The 15,616-nt window shown below is 45.9% G+C and carries 23 protein-coding genes; 6 read left to right on the plus strand and 17 right to left on the minus strand.

All coding sequences use genetic code 11. The annotated features are described in order from the left end of the window. Window positions 1–383: 383 nt before the first annotated feature. Window positions 384–1,181 carry a hypothetical protein gene (locus BM292_RS11285; RefSeq protein WP_092858660.1) on the plus strand — a complete coding sequence of 266 codons (798 nt, stop codon included), beginning with the start codon at window positions 384–386 and terminating at the stop codon, window positions 1,179–1,181. A gap of 71 nt (window positions 1,182–1,252) precedes the next feature. Here BM292_RS11285 and rplQ read toward each other — a convergent pair whose 3' ends face one another. From rplQ to rplN, 17 genes are all read right to left on the minus strand, one after another. Continuing rightward, the gene (gene rplQ / locus BM292_RS11290) at window positions 1,253–1,654 is read right to left on the minus strand and encodes a 50S ribosomal protein L17 (protein ID WP_092858662.1); all 402 of its coding nucleotides are present in this window, start codon (window positions 1,652–1,654) and stop codon (window positions 1,253–1,255) included. A 38-nt stretch (window positions 1,655–1,692) separates the two neighbouring features. Then, window positions 1,693–2,682: a DNA-directed RNA polymerase subunit alpha gene (locus BM292_RS11295; protein WP_092858664.1), complete on the minus strand. Its 990-nt coding sequence runs from the start codon at window positions 2,680–2,682 to the stop codon at window positions 1,693–1,695. 25 nt (window positions 2,683–2,707) lie between these two features. Further along, a complete protein-coding gene (gene rpsD, locus BM292_RS11300) occupies window positions 2,708–3,328 on the minus strand; it encodes a 30S ribosomal protein S4 (RefSeq protein WP_092858666.1) in 621 nt (206 codons plus the stop codon). Between the two features lie 30 nt (window positions 3,329–3,358). Beyond that, window positions 3,359–3,748, minus strand: a complete 390-nt coding sequence (gene rpsK, locus BM292_RS11305; protein ID WP_034734070.1) for a 30S ribosomal protein S11 — start codon at window positions 3,746–3,748, stop codon at window positions 3,359–3,361. 11 nt (window positions 3,749–3,759) lie between these two features. After that, window positions 3,760–4,116 carry a 30S ribosomal protein S13 gene (gene rpsM, locus BM292_RS11310; RefSeq protein WP_055439831.1) on the minus strand — a complete coding sequence of 119 codons (357 nt, stop codon included), beginning with the start codon at window positions 4,114–4,116 and terminating at the stop codon, window positions 3,760–3,762. Window positions 4,117–4,247: 131 nt separating this feature from the next. Next, the gene (rpmJ, locus tag BM292_RS11315) at window positions 4,248–4,361 is read right to left on the minus strand and encodes a 50S ribosomal protein L36 (RefSeq protein WP_055439830.1); all 114 of its coding nucleotides are present in this window, start codon (window positions 4,359–4,361) and stop codon (window positions 4,248–4,250) included. Window positions 4,362–4,386: 25 nt separating this feature from the next. Continuing rightward, window positions 4,387–5,715: a preprotein translocase subunit SecY gene (gene secY / locus BM292_RS11320; protein WP_092858668.1), complete on the minus strand. Its 1,329-nt coding sequence runs from the start codon at window positions 5,713–5,715 to the stop codon at window positions 4,387–4,389. 5 nt (window positions 5,716–5,720) lie between these two features. Continuing rightward, window positions 5,721–6,155: a 50S ribosomal protein L15 gene (rplO, locus tag BM292_RS11325; protein WP_092858670.1), complete on the minus strand. Its 435-nt coding sequence runs from the start codon at window positions 6,153–6,155 to the stop codon at window positions 5,721–5,723. A 3-nt stretch (window positions 6,156–6,158) separates the two neighbouring features. Beyond that, on the minus strand, window positions 6,159–6,341 hold the full coding sequence (gene rpmD / locus BM292_RS11330) for a 50S ribosomal protein L30 (protein ID WP_055439827.1): 183 nt from the start codon (window positions 6,339–6,341) through the stop codon (window positions 6,159–6,161). Between the two features lie 6 nt (window positions 6,342–6,347). Beyond that, a complete protein-coding gene (gene rpsE, locus BM292_RS11335; protein WP_055439826.1) occupies window positions 6,348–6,854 on the minus strand; it encodes a 30S ribosomal protein S5 in 507 nt (168 codons plus the stop codon). 9 nt (window positions 6,855–6,863) lie between these two features. Next, window positions 6,864–7,217 carry a 50S ribosomal protein L18 gene (rplR, locus tag BM292_RS11340; RefSeq protein ID WP_092858672.1) on the minus strand — a complete coding sequence of 118 codons (354 nt, stop codon included), beginning with the start codon at window positions 7,215–7,217 and terminating at the stop codon, window positions 6,864–6,866. A gap of 9 nt (window positions 7,218–7,226) precedes the next feature. After that, complete coding sequence (gene rplF, locus BM292_RS11345; RefSeq protein ID WP_092858674.1) at window positions 7,227–7,760, minus strand: 50S ribosomal protein L6; 534 nt, start codon at window positions 7,758–7,760, stop codon at window positions 7,227–7,229. Between the two features lie 14 nt (window positions 7,761–7,774). Next, window positions 7,775–8,167: a 30S ribosomal protein S8 gene (gene rpsH / locus BM292_RS11350; RefSeq protein ID WP_092858676.1), complete on the minus strand. Its 393-nt coding sequence runs from the start codon at window positions 8,165–8,167 to the stop codon at window positions 7,775–7,777. Window positions 8,168–8,193: 26 nt separating this feature from the next. Further along, window positions 8,194–8,499 (minus strand): 30S ribosomal protein S14, encoded by a 306-nt coding sequence (rpsN, locus tag BM292_RS11355; RefSeq protein ID WP_092858678.1) that lies wholly within the window; start codon window positions 8,497–8,499, stop codon window positions 8,194–8,196. Window positions 8,500–8,510: 11 nt separating this feature from the next. Continuing rightward, window positions 8,511–9,050, minus strand: a complete 540-nt coding sequence (rplE, locus tag BM292_RS11360) for a 50S ribosomal protein L5 (RefSeq protein WP_092858680.1) — start codon at window positions 9,048–9,050, stop codon at window positions 8,511–8,513. A 21-nt stretch (window positions 9,051–9,071) separates the two neighbouring features. Then, window positions 9,072–9,386: a 50S ribosomal protein L24 gene (gene rplX, locus BM292_RS11365; protein ID WP_092858682.1), complete on the minus strand. Its 315-nt coding sequence runs from the start codon at window positions 9,384–9,386 to the stop codon at window positions 9,072–9,074. An 11-nt stretch (window positions 9,387–9,397) separates the two neighbouring features. Continuing rightward, window positions 9,398–9,766 carry a 50S ribosomal protein L14 gene (gene rplN / locus BM292_RS11370; protein ID WP_092593899.1) on the minus strand — a complete coding sequence of 123 codons (369 nt, stop codon included), beginning with the start codon at window positions 9,764–9,766 and terminating at the stop codon, window positions 9,398–9,400. Window positions 9,767–10,219: 453 nt separating this feature from the next. Here rplN and BM292_RS11375 point away from each other — a divergent pair, with 453 nt between their 5' ends. From BM292_RS11375 to BM292_RS11395, 5 genes are read left to right on the plus strand one after another with little or no spacing between them, the layout of a single operon-like run. Next, complete coding sequence (locus tag BM292_RS11375; RefSeq protein WP_092858684.1) at window positions 10,220–13,009, plus strand: monovalent cation/H+ antiporter subunit A; 2,790 nt, start codon at window positions 10,220–10,222, stop codon at window positions 13,007–13,009. Continuing rightward, window positions 13,009–13,353 carry a Na+/H+ antiporter subunit C gene (locus BM292_RS11380; protein WP_092858686.1) on the plus strand — a complete coding sequence of 115 codons (345 nt, stop codon included), beginning with the start codon at window positions 13,009–13,011 and terminating at the stop codon, window positions 13,351–13,353. The genes BM292_RS11375 and BM292_RS11380 overlap by 1 nt, the downstream gene beginning before the upstream one ends. After that, a complete protein-coding gene (locus tag BM292_RS11385) occupies window positions 13,353–14,870 on the plus strand; it encodes a monovalent cation/H+ antiporter subunit D (RefSeq protein WP_092858688.1) in 1,518 nt (505 codons plus the stop codon). The genes BM292_RS11380 and BM292_RS11385 overlap by 1 nt, the downstream gene beginning before the upstream one ends. Further along, complete coding sequence (locus BM292_RS11390; RefSeq protein ID WP_092858690.1) at window positions 14,863–15,351, plus strand: Na+/H+ antiporter subunit E; 489 nt, start codon at window positions 14,863–14,865, stop codon at window positions 15,349–15,351. Before BM292_RS11385 ends, BM292_RS11390 begins: the two co-directional genes overlap by 8 nt. Next, window positions 15,345–15,614 (plus strand): K+/H+ antiporter subunit F, encoded by a 270-nt coding sequence (locus BM292_RS11395; protein ID WP_092858692.1) that lies wholly within the window; start codon window positions 15,345–15,347, stop codon window positions 15,612–15,614. Before BM292_RS11390 ends, BM292_RS11395 begins: the two co-directional genes overlap by 7 nt. Window positions 15,615–15,616 lie beyond the last annotated feature (2 nt).

The following is a 15,616-nucleotide window of genomic DNA, read 5'->3' on the forward strand; positions in this document are numbered from 1 at the left end:
TTGCATCCGAAGATGCTTCTCTGCCTGAATCCGGTAAGTGCCCACACAGTTTGCTTGGCTTGGTATATTGTTAAAGAACATTCGCTTCTTCGTGAAGCGGGATGCGTATTTTACGCCATCCTTGGTTCAGGTCAAGATCCTTTTGGATCTTTTTTTTGACTTGCGTCACTTCCTAAACCCGCGTCATCACTCGGTGACAACGGCGGCGAATTATAAGGATCGCCGCCAGCTGTGCAAGATCTTTTTTTGCATTTTTTTCTAATTGGTTTATTTTTACTCAAATTGAACAAAGTTTATCTATTGATTGTCTATAAACACTGCTATTGTTCAAATTCGTCACTAATAATTACTAAAAAGACACATTGTTAAATCGGGGTGCGCCTATGAAAGTTTTTCCAACTTTATTGGCTGCGAGCGTATTTATTACTTACGCAAGTTACGCAGCAGAATCTGCTGTGGTCGAAACGACGAAACCTGGCGTTTATGTTTTAGATGAAGAAAGCCAACGACTCGCAGATACATACGCACGGATGCTTCGTTATTATGAACAACGGAATTTTTCCTCTATTCGATCGGTTCGGGTTTTGATGAGTAATTATCCTCATCACGTTGAGCCTATTTTGTATGCCGCTTTTGAGCGATATCCACGACACTACCGGCACATCATAAAAGCTGCAATTGACGCAGAACCAGCGTTCACTCGCGAGGTAATATCTGTTGCTCTAAATCTACGTGTGGCAGATCCTGCGGAAATCGTCCGAATTGGCGTTGAAACCGAACCGAGTTACGCCGAGGCGATTGTTGGAACCGTCGATGAGATCGATCCCGAGCATCTAAATGAAGTGATTCGGGTTGCTGTAACAACCGAACCGCATACAGCTGACGGTATTCTTAGAGCTAATAAAGAAGCAGAAGTTGGCAAATTAGAGTCAATCATCCAAGCTGTATTGGCCGCGGCTCCAGCCGTAGGCGGTTATCTAGCAGATACTATCAGCGATATTATCGGTTCGGCAGATAACACCGAAACGAATGAACTGCTGCAAGATCAAGATCGTGAACGTGCAATTAAATTGTTGCGTAGCGCATACAAAGCCGGCGGATTAACCGATGAACAACTACATGCTATTGCTGCTCGACACGAACTTTCCTCGCAGGAACTAGAGGTTATAACTAACCAATAAGTTCGCTTATTTTATATACAAACAAAAAAGCCGCTCGATGAGCGGCTTTTTTCATAGCGAATAAACTTCGCTTATTCTTCTACTGCAACTTCTTCAGCAGCAGTAGCGTCTACTTCTGGACGGTCAACTAGTTCAACATATGCCATAGGTGCATTGTCGCCAGCACGGAAGCCACACTTCATAATACGAGTGTAACCACCAGCGCGCTCTTGATAACGCGGACCTAATTCATTGAACAACTTACCAACCACTTCTTGGTCACGTGTACGAGCAAAAGCTAAACGGCGATTTGAAACGCTATCTTGCTTCGCTAATGTAATTAGCGGCTCAATTACACGGCGCAGTTCTTTCGCTTTTGGCAAAGTGGTTTTAATCACTTCGTGACGAACCAGTGAGCTTGCCATATTGCTGAACATCGCTTTGCGATGGCTGCTGTTGCGGTTGAGTTGACGACCACTCTTACGATGGCGCATACCTATACCCTTCTCAGTAAATCTCTGTAAAAGATAACTTAGTCGCGATCAACGAGACTTGCTGGTGGCCAGTTCTCTAGACGCATGCCTAAAGACAAACCACGCGATGCAAGCACATCTTTGATTTCGGTGAGCGATTTCTTACCTAAGTTCGGAGTTTTTAACAACTCAACTTCGGTGCGCTGCACTAAGTCACCAATGTACTGAATAGCTTCTGCTTTCAAACAGTTCGCAGAACGCACAGTTAATTCCAAATCGTCTACTGGACGCAAAAGAATCGGATCGAATTCCGGTTTCTCTTCTTTCTCTTCTGGCTCGCTCATATCACGTAATTCAACAAACGCTTCAAGCTGTTGAGCAAGAATTGTTGCTGCGCGACGAATCGCCTCTTCTGGATCCAATGTACCATTGGTTTCCATATCGATAACCAGTTTGTCTAAGTCGGTACGTTGCTCAACACGTGCAGAATCTACACTGTAAGCAATACGCTCAACTGGACTGAAAGAAGCGTCGACTAATAGTAGACCGAGCGGACGCTCTTCATCGTCAGCAGACTGACGTGCCGAGGCTGGAACATAACCACGACCACGCTCTACTTTGATTGACATATCAATCTCAGTATCACCTGTAAGAGTACAGATGAGGTGATCAGGGTTAATGATCTGGATATCACCATCATGGGTAATATCGCCAGCCTTGACAGGGCCCGCTCCGGATTTTTTCAAGGTCAGAATCGCTTCATCTTTGCCTTCCATGACTACTGATAAACCTTTAAGGTTTAACAGAATCTCGATGATGTCTTCCTGAACACCCTCTTTGCTGCTGTATTCGTGTTGAACACCGTCGATTTTTACTTCGGTTACTGCCACACCTGGCATAGACGAAAGTAAAATACGGCGCAACGCGTTGCCCAGCGTGTGACCAAAGCCACGCTCAAGAGGCTCCAACGTCACTTTAGCGTGAGTCGGGCTAATTTGTTCGATATCGACTAGCCTTGGCTTTAGGAATTCGGTAACAGAACCCTGCATTGTGTCCTCTCTTTATGCTTAAGCTTTACTTAGAGTAAAGCTCTACGATCAACTGTTCGTTAATTTCAGCAGACAAATCTGCACGCTCAGGAAGACGTTTAAACTGACCTTCCATCTTAGTGCTGTCTACTTCCAACCATACTGGCTTTTCACGCTGTTCAGCGAGTTCCAGTGCGGCTGCGATGCGCGCCTGCTTTTTCGCTTTTTCGCGAACGGACACAACGTCTTCCGGACGTACTTTAAACGACGGAATGTTGACTACCTGACCGTTCACTACTACTGCTTTGTGGCTTACCAACTGGCGCGCTTCAGCACGAGTTGACGCGAAGCCCATGCGGTACACCACGTTATCAAGGCGTTGCTCAAGCAATTGCAGCAGGTTCTCACCAGTATTGCCCTTAATACGGGCAGCTTCTTTGTAGTAGTTACGGAATTGCTTTTCTAGTACGCCGTAGATACGACGAACTTTTTGCTTTTCACGTAACTGCAAACCGTAATCAGACAAACGGCCGCGACGAGCGCCGTGCTGACCCGGTGCGCTTTCGAGTTTACATTTCGAATCGATTGCGCGTACGCCGCTTTTGAGGAACAAGTCTGTTCCTTCGCGACGACTCAGTTTGAGTTTTGGACCCAAATATCTAGCCATGTTCTTTCTCCAACTATCGTATAGCGCCTATTAAACGCGACGTTTCTTAGGCGGACGACAACCGTTGTGAGGAATAGGAGTCACATCAGTAATATTCGTGATGCGATAACCTACAGCGTTCAATGCGCGAATCGATGATTCACGACCAGGACCTGGGCCCTTAACGAACACTTCTAGGTTTTTCAAACCATATTCCTTCGCCATTTCACCTGCGCGCTCAGCAGCAACCTGTGCAGCAAACGGAGTTGATTTACGTGAACCACGGAAACCAGAACCACCTGCAGTTGCCCATGCTAACGCGTTACCTTGACGGTCAGTGATGGTCACAATGGTGTTATTGAAAGATGCATGGATGTGAGCCATGCCATCTGCGACTTGCTTTTTAACGCGCTTACGAGTACGAGTTGGTTGTTTAGCCATTTCTCAACTCCCTACTTCTTAATTGGTTTACGCGGACCTTTACGAGTGCGCGCATTAGTTTTAGTGCGCTGTCCACGTAGAGGCAAGCCACGACGATGACGAAGACCACGGTAACATCCGAGATCCATCAAGCGTTTGATGTTCATAGATACTTCACGGCGAAGATCGCCTTCAACAGTAAACTTAGCTACTGCATCACGAAGTACATCCAGTTTTTCTTCTGACAAAGAGCCGATTTTAGTATCTTCAGGCAGATCGATCGAAGCTAAGATAGCTTTTGAACGAGTACGGCCGATACCGTAAATCGCAGTCAAGGCAATGACTGCATGCTTATTGTCAGGAACGTTAATGCCAGCGATACGGGCCACTAACACGTCTCCTATAGTTTATGGGTGACCGGATTTGAAAAGCCCGTTAGGATACTCAACCGGTCGCCAATTTGCAAACATATCAAAGCCGCAGCCAAAAATATTTTTTGACTGCGGACTTCTTCTTCGAATTAACCTTGCCGTTGCTTGTGCTTAGGGTCACTGCAAATTACGCGCACAACACCGTTGCGCTTGATAACTTTACAGTTACGGCAGATTTTCTTCACGGAAGCACGAACTTTCATTGCTACACTCCGTAATTATCCAACCTTAACGGCCGAAGCCTTTAAGGTTAGCTTTTTTCAGGACCGAATCATACTGATGCGACATCAGATGAGTTTGGACCTGCGCCATAAAGTCCATGATAACAACTACGATAATTAAAAGCGACGTACCACCAAAATAGAATTGTACGTTCCACGCAATCATCATGAACTCAGGAACCAAACAGACAAAGGTAATGTACAAAGCGCCAGCAAGCGTCAATCGAGTCATTACTTTATCAATGTAACGTGAGGTTTGCTCACCAGGACGAATCCCAGGGATAAACGCTCCCGATTTCTTCAAGTTGTCTGCTGTCTCACGTGGGTTGAATACCAACGCAGTGTAGAAGAAACAGAAGAAAATAATTGCTGCTGCATAAAGCATCACATACAAAGGCTGACCCGGTGACAGTGTCAACGACAACTCTTGTAGGAAGTTTGCTACCGCACCTTCACCTTGGCCAAACCAGGTAGCGATGGTGCCTGGGAACAAAATAATGCTCGATGCAAAAATTGGTGGAATCACACCAGCCATGTTGACTTTCAATGGCAAGTGCGTGCTTTGCGCTGCGAAAACCTTACGGCCTTGTTGACGCTTCGCATAGTTCACAACAATACGACGTTGACCACGTTCTACGAACACAACGAAGTATGTTACTGCGAGAACGATAACACCAATTAGCAATAACAATAATAAATGTAAATCACCCTGACGAGCTTGCTCTGCCGTTTGACCAATGGCCGACGGGAGCCCTGCTACAATACCGGTGAAAATTAGAATAGAGATACCGTTTCCAATCCCACGCTCGGTAATTTGCTCACCTAACCACATTAAGAACATGGTACCAGTAACCAAACTCACGATAGCCGTGAAGTAAAATCCAAAACCAGGGTCAATAACTAATCCTGGCATTAGATTTGGTAAGCCTGTAGCTATACCAATTGATTGGAAAGTTGCGAGTATTAAAGTACCCCAACGCGTGTATTGGCTGATCTTACGACGGCCACTCTCACCTTCTTTCTTAAGCTCAGCAAGACGTGGATGAATCACGCTTGCCAATTGCATAATAATCGAGGCTGAAATGTACGGCATAATGCCTAGAGCAAATACCGACGCACGCTCAAGAGCACCACCGCTGAACATGTTAAACATGGCCACGATGGTGTCTTTTTGCTGATCGAATAATTGCGCCAATACAGCGGCATCTATACCAGGAATCGGCACAAAGGAGCCCGCACGGAACACGATTAACGCGCCGAGTACAAACAGCAGTCGACGTTTAAGCTCCGACGTGCCACCTTGAGCTCTGTTAGATTCCAATCCTGGTTTAGCCATGTGCTCTATCCTTCGATTTTGCCGCCAGCAGCTTCAATAGCTTCGCGGGCGCCTTTGGTGACCTTGATGCCTTGAACCGTTACTTTACGGCTGATTTCGCCTGACTTGATAACTTTAACAGTTAACACGTCGTGACGAATCAAACCAGCTTCTTTTAATGAAGCTAGAGTAACAGTATCACCAGCAACTTTCGCAATCTCTGCCAAGTTAACTTCAGCAGTAGTCATAGCCTTGCGTGAAGTAAAGCCAAACTTTGGCAAACGGCGTTGGATTGGCATTTGGCCGCCTTCAAAACCTGGCTTGATAGAGCCACCAGAGCGTGAAGTTTGACCTTTATGACCACGTCCACCAGTTTTACCAAGGCCTGAGCCGATACCACGGCCGAGACGCTTTTTGCTAGTTTTCGCACCAGGTGCAGGGGAGATAGTATTCAAGTACATGTCTTAATCCTCCACCTTTACCATGTAAGTGACTTGGTTCACCATGCCGCGGACGGCTGGAGTATCTTCCAGCTCGACCGTGTGACCAATGCGGCGCAGACCAAGACCACGAAGTGTAGCTTTATGTTTCGGCAAACGACCGATTGAGCTACGCGTCTGGGTTACTTTGATTGTCTTTTTCGCCATTGCTCACTACCCCAAAATTTCATCAACGCTCAATCCACGTTTAGCCGCTACTTGCTCAGGCGACTTCATACCGTGAAGTGCCTTAATAGTGGCACGAACAACGTTGATTGGGTTGGTTGAACCATATGCTTTTGACAGCACGTTGTGTACACCGGCAACTTCCAGTACTGCACGCATCGCACCACCGGCGATGATACCTGTACCTTCAGAAGCTGGCTGCATAAATACCTGTGAACCTGAATGACGGCCTTTAACAGGGTGCTGTAAGGTATCACCTTTCAGCTGCACGGTTACCATGTTGCGACGCGCTTTTTCCATTGCTTTTTGAATAGCAGCTGGAACTTCGCGAGCTTTACCATAACCGAAACCCACTTTACCTTGACCATCACCAACCACAGTCAGTGCAGTGAAGCTAAAGATGCGACCACCTTTAACAACCTTCGCTACACGGTTTACTGTGATTAGCTTTTCTTGCAGATCACTTTGTTGAGCTTCTACATTTGCATTTGCCATGTTCGTCTCCTAGAACTGAAGTCCAGCTTCACGAGCTGCGTCAGCCAAAGCGGCGACACGACCGTGATAACGGAAACCACTGCGATCGAATGCAACGTTTTTCACGCCTTTCTCAATCGCCCGTTCAGCGATCAGCTTACCAACTGCTTTTGCTGCTTCTACGTTACCAGCAGATTTGAACTGCTCACGCATAGTTTTCTCAACAGTTGATGCTGAAGCTAGTACTTCAGAACCGTTCGGTGCAATAAGCTGTGCGTAAATATGCCGTGGTGTACGGTGAACGACCAGGCGGTTAGCACCCAACTCTTGCATTTTCTTACGAGCGCGAGTTGCGCGGCGTAAGCGAGCTGATTTCTTGTCCATCGTCTTACCTTACTTTTTCTTGGCTTCTTTACGGCGCACTTGCTCATCGGCATAACGCACACCTTTACCTTTATAAGGCTCAGGCTTACGGAATGCGCGAATGTTAGCGGCAACTTGGCCTACTAACTGCTTGTCGACACCTTTCACGACTACTTCAGTTTGTGCTGGGACTTCGATAGTGATTCCCTGAGGGATATCGAACTCAATCGGGTGAGAATAGCCCAGCGTCAGGTTCAATTTAGAACCTGCAGTGTTAGCACGATAACCAACACCGATTAGCTGTAGTTTTTTCTCATAACCCTGCGCAACACCAACCACCATGTTTTGCAGTAACGCACGTGCTGTACCTGCTTGCGCAGTAGCGTTTGCAACGCCTTCACGTGCGATGGTGCGTAGAACGTTGTCTTCTTTTACAACTTCTACTGCATCATTTACTACACGGCTCAATGAGCCTTTGGCACCTTTGATTGTTACTTCCTGGCCATTTAGCGTAACTTCAACGCCAGCAGGAATGGCAATCGGTGCTTTAGCAACTCGTGACATTTCCTAACTCCTCGTTAAGCTACGTAACCAATAACTTCACCGCCAAGACCCGCTTTGCGAGCGGCACGGTCAGTCATCAGGCCTTTCGAAGTAGAGACAACTGCGACACCTAGACCACCCATAACTTTAGGTAGTTCGTTGCGTTTCTTGTAGATACGCAGACCAGGGCGACTTACGCGCTCAATTGATTCAATAACAGGCTTACCTTCAAAGTACTTCAAAGTAACTTCTAGTTCTGCTTTCACATCACTAGTTACGCTGAAGTCCGCGATATAACCTTCTTCTTTCAGAACTTGGGCAATAGCCACTTTCTGCTTAGAAGCAGGCATGCGCACGGCAACTTTGTTAGCACCCTGAGCGTTGCGGATGCGAGTGAACATATCCGCAATTGGATCTTGCATGCTCATATTTGCTTTCTCCCGTGACTCGTGGCTTACCAGCTAGCTTTTTTCAAGCCAGGAATTTCACCGCGCATCGCTTTCTCACGTACTTTGATACGGCTCATGCCGAACTTACGTAGGAAACCGTGTGGGCGGCCCGTTACGCGGCAGCGGTTACGCTGACGGCTTGGGCTCGAATCACGAGGAAGACTTTGCAATTTAAGCACGGCTTCCCAACGCTCTTCGTCCGAAGTATTCGGATCGCTGATCACATTTTTCAGTGCGATGCGTTTTTCTGCGTATTTAGCTGCTAGCTTTTGACGCTTCAGCTCACGCATTTTCATTGACTCTTTTGCCATAACTCTACACCTTACTTCTTGAACGGGAAGTTAAAGGCAGCGAGCAAAGCGCGAGCTTCGTCATCAGTGCCTGCAGTAGTGGTGATAGTGATGTCAAGACCACGAACCTTATCAACTTTATCAAAGTCGATTTCAGGGAAGATGATCTGCTCACGTACGCCCATACTGTAATTTCCCCGACCATCGAAAGATTTCGGGTTCAAACCACGGAAATCGCGAATACGTGGAATTGCAATCATAATTAAACGTTGCAAAAAGTCCCACATACGCTCGCCACGCAGAGTCACTTTACAGCCAATTGGGTAGCCTTCACGGATTTTGAAGCCAGCGACAGATTTACGAGCAACAGTACGTACCGGACGTTGACCAGAAATTGCTTCAAGGTCAGATACTGCGTTGTCGAGAATCTTTTTGTCAGCCAGAGCTTCACCAACACCCATGTTAAGGGTGATTTTTTCAATCCGAGGGACTTGCATGACGCTGTTGTAGCCGAACTGTTTAAGCAGCTCAGGAACTACTGATTCTTTGTAAAAATCATGCAGTTTCGCCATCGTAAAACTCCAAATTAAAAATTAAATGATTGCGTTGTTAGATTTGAAGAAACGAACTTTTTTGCCGTCTTCAATCTTGAAACCAACACGATCTGCTTTACCAGTCTCTGGGTTGTAAACTGCTACGTTAGAAACGTGGATTGGTGCTTCCTGCTCCACGATACCACCCGCTACGCCCAATGCAGGGTTTGGCTTCTGGTGTTTCTTAACGATGTTTACGCCTTCAACGAATACACGATTCGAAGCGGTATCGACTTTAAGCACTTTACCGCGCTTACCCTTGTCTTTACCTGCCAGGACTACTACTTCATCATCACGTTTGATTTTTGCCGCCATATCTGGACTCCTTACAGTACTTCTGGTGCCAGAGAGATAATCTTCATGAACTGCTCAGAGCGCAATTCACGAGTCACTGGTCCAAAGATACGAGTGCCAATCGGTTGTTTGTTGTTGTTCAACAAAACAGCCGCGTTGCGGTCAAAACGGATGACTGACCCGTCTTGACGACGGACGCCTTTCTTGGTGCGAACGACCACCGCATTCACAACATCACCTTTCTTCACTTTTCCGCGAGGAATCGCTTCTTTAACAGAAACTTTGATGATATCGCCAATGTTTGCGTAACGGCGGTGCGAGCCACCCAGAACCTTAATACATTGTACGCTGCGTGCGCCGCTGTTGTCGGCCACTTCCAGAGTAGTTTGCATTTGGATCATTGCAGTGCTCCGCTTTATGTAAAAAACAGACCCTCTCGAGTCGCTGTTGTCCAGTTACCCTCGCGTTTAAGCTATAAGCCTAAATTTTGAGAATAAAAGACTTCCCCTTATAAAAAGGGCGGCGAATTGTAACAGATAAAATTTCGAGATGGTAGTGCGATGTAGGAAATAAACTAAGAAAAGTTTACTTGTTTGAACTGACTAATTTCCGCGATTGAAAAATGTGAGCAGGTTTGTTGATGCTCTAGTCGATTAACAGACGAGAATTCTATCAGAATCTCGCCAAATGTCGAGGTAAATCACCCTTCTTATTTATGAGTTCAGATCGGTGAATTCCCACGTTAAGCGGTCGATATGTTACGTTCGAAGCTGTTGGCAACCGTTTGAGCTAAGTGGTAAATTCATTCGTACAAACCTTGAGAACGAACAACTTTTTGCAATATAAGGATTCCAATGAATCTAGCTATACTCGTTATGTTGCCGTTTATCGGTGCAATATTGCCGTTATTGGTGAGCACCCGTCCGCGCTGGATGATTACTCTTTCAGCGGCATCAGTGACTGCGATCAGTCTGGCTCTTCTCTTAACCCTTGCACCACAGTCGCTACAAGGCTTAGTTCCCAGTTTTCATGTTGACTGGTTACCCGCGTTAGGCTTGAGCTTTAGCTTTCGTTTAGATGGACTGTCCCTGTTATTTGCCGGTTTAATACTTGGCATTGGATTACTTATTGTTATTTACGCGCACTATTACCTCAGTGAAAATGACAATAGTGGTCGGTTTTTTGCTTGTTTATTGTTGTTTATGGGTTCCATGCTCGGAATCGTTACCGCTGATAACCTCATTCTGCTGTGGTTGTTCTGGGAGCTCACGAGTATTTCAAGCTTTTTGCTTATTGGATATTGGTTCCATCAAAGTAACGCACGTCGCGGTGCGAGAATGGCATTGGCAATTACCGGTGCTGGTGGATTAGCCTTATTAGCCGGTATCTTGTTGATTGGTAATATTGCCGGTAGTTATCAATTAGACGCAGTTTTCGCAGCGGCCGAATCGATTCGCGCTCATTCGCTTTACGTTCCAGCTTTGTTATTAGTGCTGCTCGGCGCATTTACTAAATCAGCACAGTTTCCGTTCCAGTTTTGGCTACCTCATGCTATGGCCGCACCAACGCCAGTGAGTGCATACTTACACTCAGCAACAATGGTCAAAGCTGGGATATTTCTCATGGCTCGTCTCTACCCAGTATTGGGTGGCACACCCGAGTGGTTCACCATAGTAACGCTAACAGGTCTGGCTACGATGCTGTTTGGCGCATACTTTGCACTTTTTAAAACCGACTTAAAAGGATTACTCGCGTTTTCGACCATCAGCCACTTGGGCTTAATTACGATGTTACTTGGCCTCGGCAGTGCCGGCGCCCTGCTTGCTGCGCTATTCCATATTTTAAACCACGCCACATTTAAGGCCGGTTTATTCATGATTGCCGGAATTGTCGACCATGAGACAGGTAGCCGAGATTTGCGTAAACTCAGTGGGTTGCGCAAATTCATGCCATTTACCATGGTACTCGCCGTTATTACATCAGCCTCAATGGCAGGAATTCCGCTATTCAACGGATTTTTATCGAAAGAGATGCTGTTTGTGGAGTCATATCAACAACATCTCTTTGGTGGTTTATCTTGGCTAGTTCCAGTGCTAGTGACCGCAGGCGCTATGCTTTCCGTTGCTTATTCCATACGCTTTGTACACGGTGTGTTCTTTGATAAAGTTGCCGAAAACTTGCCGAAACAACCACATGAACCACCACTCATGATGCGCGCCCCAGTTATCATCCTTGCCGCACTGTGTGTTGTTGTGGGCGTTATTCCAATGTTTGTCGTTTCAAACCTACTCCAAACAGCTGTCGCGGTAGTGAGCCCTAACCCTGTTGAAGTAGCCATTTCAATTTGGCATGGTTTTAACTTGGCTTTATTAATGAGCGTCTTAGCAATCATCGGCGGCATCGGAATTTATGTATATCGAGAAGATTTACTGTCATTTAATCGGCAATTTGATCATCACGATGCCAAAGAAGTATTCGCTAAGATTGTTAAATCAGTCACCAACTTTTGCGATGGCTTGATGAGTCGAATCGAGACCGGCTCATTACAGCGCTACATTGCTGCCTTGCTCATTCTAACTGTCGTGTTTGTGATACCTGAGTTGTATCAAATAAATCAACTCACAGGCTCTCGCGAGCAACTCCCTGTAAATGCGGTTAGTTTAGCCGGTGCTTTAATTATTATATTGGCAGCAATTGGTACTGCAGCATTTCATCATCAAAGGCTTACCTCCCTGATGATGTTGTCGGTGGTTGGCCTCATGGTGTCACTCACATTCATCCATTTCTCGGCACCCGATTTAGCATTGACTCAGCTGGTTGTTGAGGTTGTCAGCATTATTCTCATGATTCTGGCATTATTCTTTATGCCACAGCGTATACCGAAAGCATCAAGTGGAAGCCGAGTTGCACGAGATATTCTGCTCGCCGGCTTCGTCGGAGGTATTGTCGGCACGCTTAACTACGCATTGCTAACGCGTCCAATAAACAGTATTTCTGACTTCTTTTTGGAAAACTCAGTTTCTGGCGGTGGCGGAACCAATGTTGTTAACGTGATACTAGTTGATTTCCGGGGCTTTGATACGCTAGGTGAAATTACCGTGCTGGCCATTGCTGCTGCCGGTATTCACAAATTACTTAATAACCTGCGTCCGTTTATGCCATCCAGTGATGTCGATGGCCGACCTTGGCACCGAGTGAAACACCCGCTATTGGTACAAACGGTTTCTCAAGCGATTTTACCGCTAGCGCTGATGGTGTCGTTTTATATATTCCTACGTGGTCATAACCTTCCCGGAGGTGGCTTTATTGCAGGCTTGATTACTGCCTCGGCAATGATTTTGCAATATATGGCTAATGGGGTTGATTGGGTGAAACACCGCTTTAATTACAACTATCAAACCCTCGCTGCAGTCGGCGTCATGATCGCATTATTTACTGGCGTTGGTAGTTGGTTCTTCGGTCATAACTTTTTAACGTCTTGGTTCACTCATGTGCACTGGCCTATTGTGGGCGAATTTGAATTCGCCACGGCAATTATTTTTGATCTCGGTGTCTATCTCACCGTTATCGGTGCCACTCTGATGATATTGGCTAATTTTGGTCAAATGACAACGCGTCACCGTCCAAGACAGGAGAAGCATTAATGGAAGCTTTATATGCAGTTACTGTGGGCGTGTTAACGGCATGCAGTATTTATTTAATTCTACGCGGGCGCTCATTTCCGATTGTCATCGGTATCACCATGCTTTCGTATGCGGTAAACCTGTTTCTGTTCTCGACCGGTCGATTGGTTCTTAATCAGTTACCGATAATTGGTAATCAACCGGACTATACCGACCCTCTTCCACAAGCTTTGGTGCTCACAGCTATTGTTATCGGTTTTGCAATGACCGCCTATTCAATTATTTTGGCTGTAAGAGTGAGAGGCGAACTCGGCACTGACGAAGTTAATGAACCCAATCAAAATGATGGGGAGGCACAGCGCTAATGTTCAGTCAACACTTAGTCGTTCTTCCATTACTGATTCCTATGCTTGCGGCATTGTTGCAACTGCTACCGTGGGGTGAAGAGCCACAACGGTATCGCCGGGCTATTGGTATTGTCTCTTGTATCGCTTTGCTGATTGTTGCTGTGATCTTGTTGCTACAATCCCAGCAGGGACCAAGCGTTTATGCGCTAGGCAGCTGGCAAGCTCCTTTTGGCATCGTTCTCGTTGTCGATAAACTCTCAGCACTGATGGTTCTACTCACAGCCATTCTGGCACTTCCTGTTCTATGGTATGCCTGCTACGGTGAAGACAACCTTGGCTCGCATTTTCAGGCTTTATTCCAATTTCAATTATTAGGAATACTTGGTGCATTTTTAACCGGCGATTTGTTTAACTTATTCGTATTCTTCGAAATTCTACTGATTTCAAGCTACGCACTTTTAATGCACGGCGGTGGTAAACAGAAGCTCCGGGCTACTTTGCATTACGTATTGTTAAACTTAACTGGCTCTGCCGTTTTTTTGATTGCTCTTGGTGTAATTTACGGTATTACTGGCACCTTAAACATGGCAGATTTAGCCGTGAAAATTGCTAGTCTACAAGCCGACGATGCGCACATTGCTCGTGTTGGTGGGTTACTGTTACTGATTGTATTTGCTCTTAAGGCAGCCTTGTTACCACTCTATTTTTGGTTACCGCAGGCGTATGCCATGACCACTGGTACCGTTGCAGCACTATTTGCGATTATGACGAAAGTCGGTATCTACGCAATAATTCGCGTGTTCACTTTAATTTTTGGTGAAGATTCCGGTGCTTCTGCATTACTGGGTTATGAATGGCTTTGGTGGCTAGGTTTAGGCACACTCGCAATTGGTGCACTGGGTGTCATTGGTAGCCGTGATTTGCGTCTGGTTATTGCCTATCTTGTTGTCATCTCGGTCGGAACAATGTTGACAACATTTAGTATGAACTCAGAGCGTTCTATTACCGCAGTGCTGTATTACATGTTGCATTCAACCTTCATAACGGCCGCCCTCTTTCTCATCGCCGACGTGGTCGCAAAACAACGCGGCAAAACCGCATCGCGTATTGTTAAAGGGCGTAAGATGGCACAGCATGCTGTGCTAGGGATGATGTTTTTCGCTGCAGCGATTGCAATTATTGGTATGCCACCATTCTCAGGCTTTATTGGAAAGCTATTTATCCTAGAGGCGGCGAGAACAGGTGCTCAGGTTGCCCTATTATGGCCACTCGTGCTTGGTAGCACTTTCTTGGTCATGGTGTCACTGTCGCGAGCTGGTAGCCGCATGTTCTGGCACACATTCGATGGCAAACCCGGTGATATCAATCATCCTAAAGGTCAACTTATTGCGATTGGATTATTACTTTGCGCAATTGTGGGCTTAACCATTTTTGCAGGAAGTATTAGCAACTTTATTAATGGTATCGCCTATGATGTCATGCACCCTGCTTCGTACATTGAAGCTGTATTAGGAGAGGGGTATTCCCATGAGTAAGATTTTACCGGCTCCTTATCTAAGCCTGTTTTTACTTATTTTTTGGCTACTATTGCAAAATACCGTCACGCCAGGATTAGTTCTGCTAGGCTGTATATTAGCAGTGGCAATTCCACTTTATACAAATCGCGGCCGAGACTTTCCTGCCAAGATTCATAAGCCATTGAAGGCCATTGAATATTTTTTTCTGCTGCTTGTTGATATTTTAATTTCCAACCTAAATATCGCAGCAATCATCTTGATGCCTTCGCGGCGGATCAAGCCTGCGCTTATTGAGTATCCTCTTGATATTGTTGGTGAAGTACCTATCACTGTACTAGCAAGTACTATCAGTCTTACGCCTGGCACAATTACTGCTGAAATTCGTCGTGATGGCCGCGCTCTCATGATTCATGCGCTTAATGTTGAAGATCATGAAAAGCTAATCGCTTCAATTAAACAACGCTATGAGATGCGCCTAAAGGAGATTTTCAAATGTTAATTTTCGCTGTTCAATTTGCGTTTGTCGCGTTTAGTGTGGCGCTGTTACTAAACTTGTGGCGCCTATTTAGAGGGCCCGACCTACCTGATCGCATTCTAGCGCTAGACACGATTTACATTAATTCACTAGCGCTACTGGTACTATTTGGAATTTGGCACGGCACCGCATTTTATTTTGAAGCCGCTTTGCTTATCGCCATGTTAGGCTTTATTGGCACCGTTGCAGCAGCGAAGTTTTTACTTCGCGGTGATATTATTGAATAAGG

The organism is Pseudidiomarina tainanensis, from assembly GCF_900115255.1.
Lineage (GTDB): Bacteria > Pseudomonadota > Gammaproteobacteria > Enterobacterales > Alteromonadaceae > Pseudidiomarina > Pseudidiomarina tainanensis.

Coding starts and splice junctions, on each gene's coding strand:
- BM292_RS11285 (WP_092858660.1), top strand. CDS start 384: ATGAAAGTTTTTCCAACTTTATTGGCTGCGAGCGTATTTATTACTTAC.
- rplQ (WP_092858662.1), bottom strand. CDS start 1,654: ATGCGCCATCGTAAGAGTGGTCGTCAACTCAACCGCAACAGCAGCCAT.
- BM292_RS11295 (WP_092858664.1), bottom strand. CDS start 2,682: ATGCAGGGTTCTGTTACCGAATTCCTAAAGCCAAGGCTAGTCGATATC.
- rpsD (WP_092858666.1), bottom strand. CDS start 3,328: ATGGCTAGATATTTGGGTCCAAAACTCAAACTGAGTCGTCGCGAAGGA.
- rpsK (WP_034734070.1), bottom strand. CDS start 3,748: ATGGCTAAACAACCAACTCGTACTCGTAAGCGCGTTAAAAAGCAAGTC.
- rpmJ (WP_055439830.1), bottom strand. CDS start 4,361: ATGAAAGTTCGTGCTTCCGTGAAGAAAATCTGCCGTAACTGTAAAGTT.
- secY (WP_092858668.1), bottom strand. CDS start 5,715: ATGGCTAAACCAGGATTGGAATCTAACAGAGCTCAAGGTGGCACGTCG.
- rplO (WP_092858670.1), bottom strand. CDS start 6,155: ATGTACTTGAATACTATCTCCCCTGCACCTGGTGCGAAAACTAGCAAA.
- rpmD (WP_055439827.1), bottom strand. CDS start 6,341: ATGGCGAAAAAGACAATCAAAGTAACCCAGACGCGTAGCTCAATCGGT.
- rpsE (WP_055439826.1), bottom strand. CDS start 6,854: ATGGCAAATGCAAATGTAGAAGCTCAACAAAGTGATCTGCAAGAAAAG.
- rplR (WP_092858672.1), bottom strand. CDS start 7,217: ATGGACAAGAAATCAGCTCGCTTACGCCGCGCAACTCGCGCTCGTAAG.
- rplF (WP_092858674.1), bottom strand. CDS start 7,760: ATGTCACGAGTTGCTAAAGCACCGATTGCCATTCCTGCTGGCGTTGAA.
- rpsH (WP_092858676.1), bottom strand. CDS start 8,167: ATGAGCATGCAAGATCCAATTGCGGATATGTTCACTCGCATCCGCAAC.
- rpsN (WP_092858678.1), bottom strand. CDS start 8,499: ATGGCAAAAGAGTCAATGAAAATGCGTGAGCTGAAGCGTCAAAAGCTA.
- rplE (WP_092858680.1), bottom strand. CDS start 9,050: ATGGCGAAACTGCATGATTTTTACAAAGAATCAGTAGTTCCTGAGCTG.
- rplX (WP_092858682.1), bottom strand. CDS start 9,386: ATGGCGGCAAAAATCAAACGTGATGATGAAGTAGTAGTCCTGGCAGGT.
- rplN (WP_092593899.1), bottom strand. CDS start 9,766: ATGATCCAAATGCAAACTACTCTGGAAGTGGCCGACAACAGCGGCGCA.
- BM292_RS11375 (WP_092858684.1), top strand. CDS start 10,220: ATGAATCTAGCTATACTCGTTATGTTGCCGTTTATCGGTGCAATATTG.
- BM292_RS11380 (WP_092858686.1), top strand. CDS start 13,009: ATGGAAGCTTTATATGCAGTTACTGTGGGCGTGTTAACGGCATGCAGT.
- BM292_RS11385 (WP_092858688.1), top strand. CDS start 13,353: ATGTTCAGTCAACACTTAGTCGTTCTTCCATTACTGATTCCTATGCTT.
- BM292_RS11390 (WP_092858690.1), top strand. CDS start 14,863: ATGAGTAAGATTTTACCGGCTCCTTATCTAAGCCTGTTTTTACTTATT.
- BM292_RS11395 (WP_092858692.1), top strand. CDS start 15,345: ATGTTAATTTTCGCTGTTCAATTTGCGTTTGTCGCGTTTAGTGTGGCG.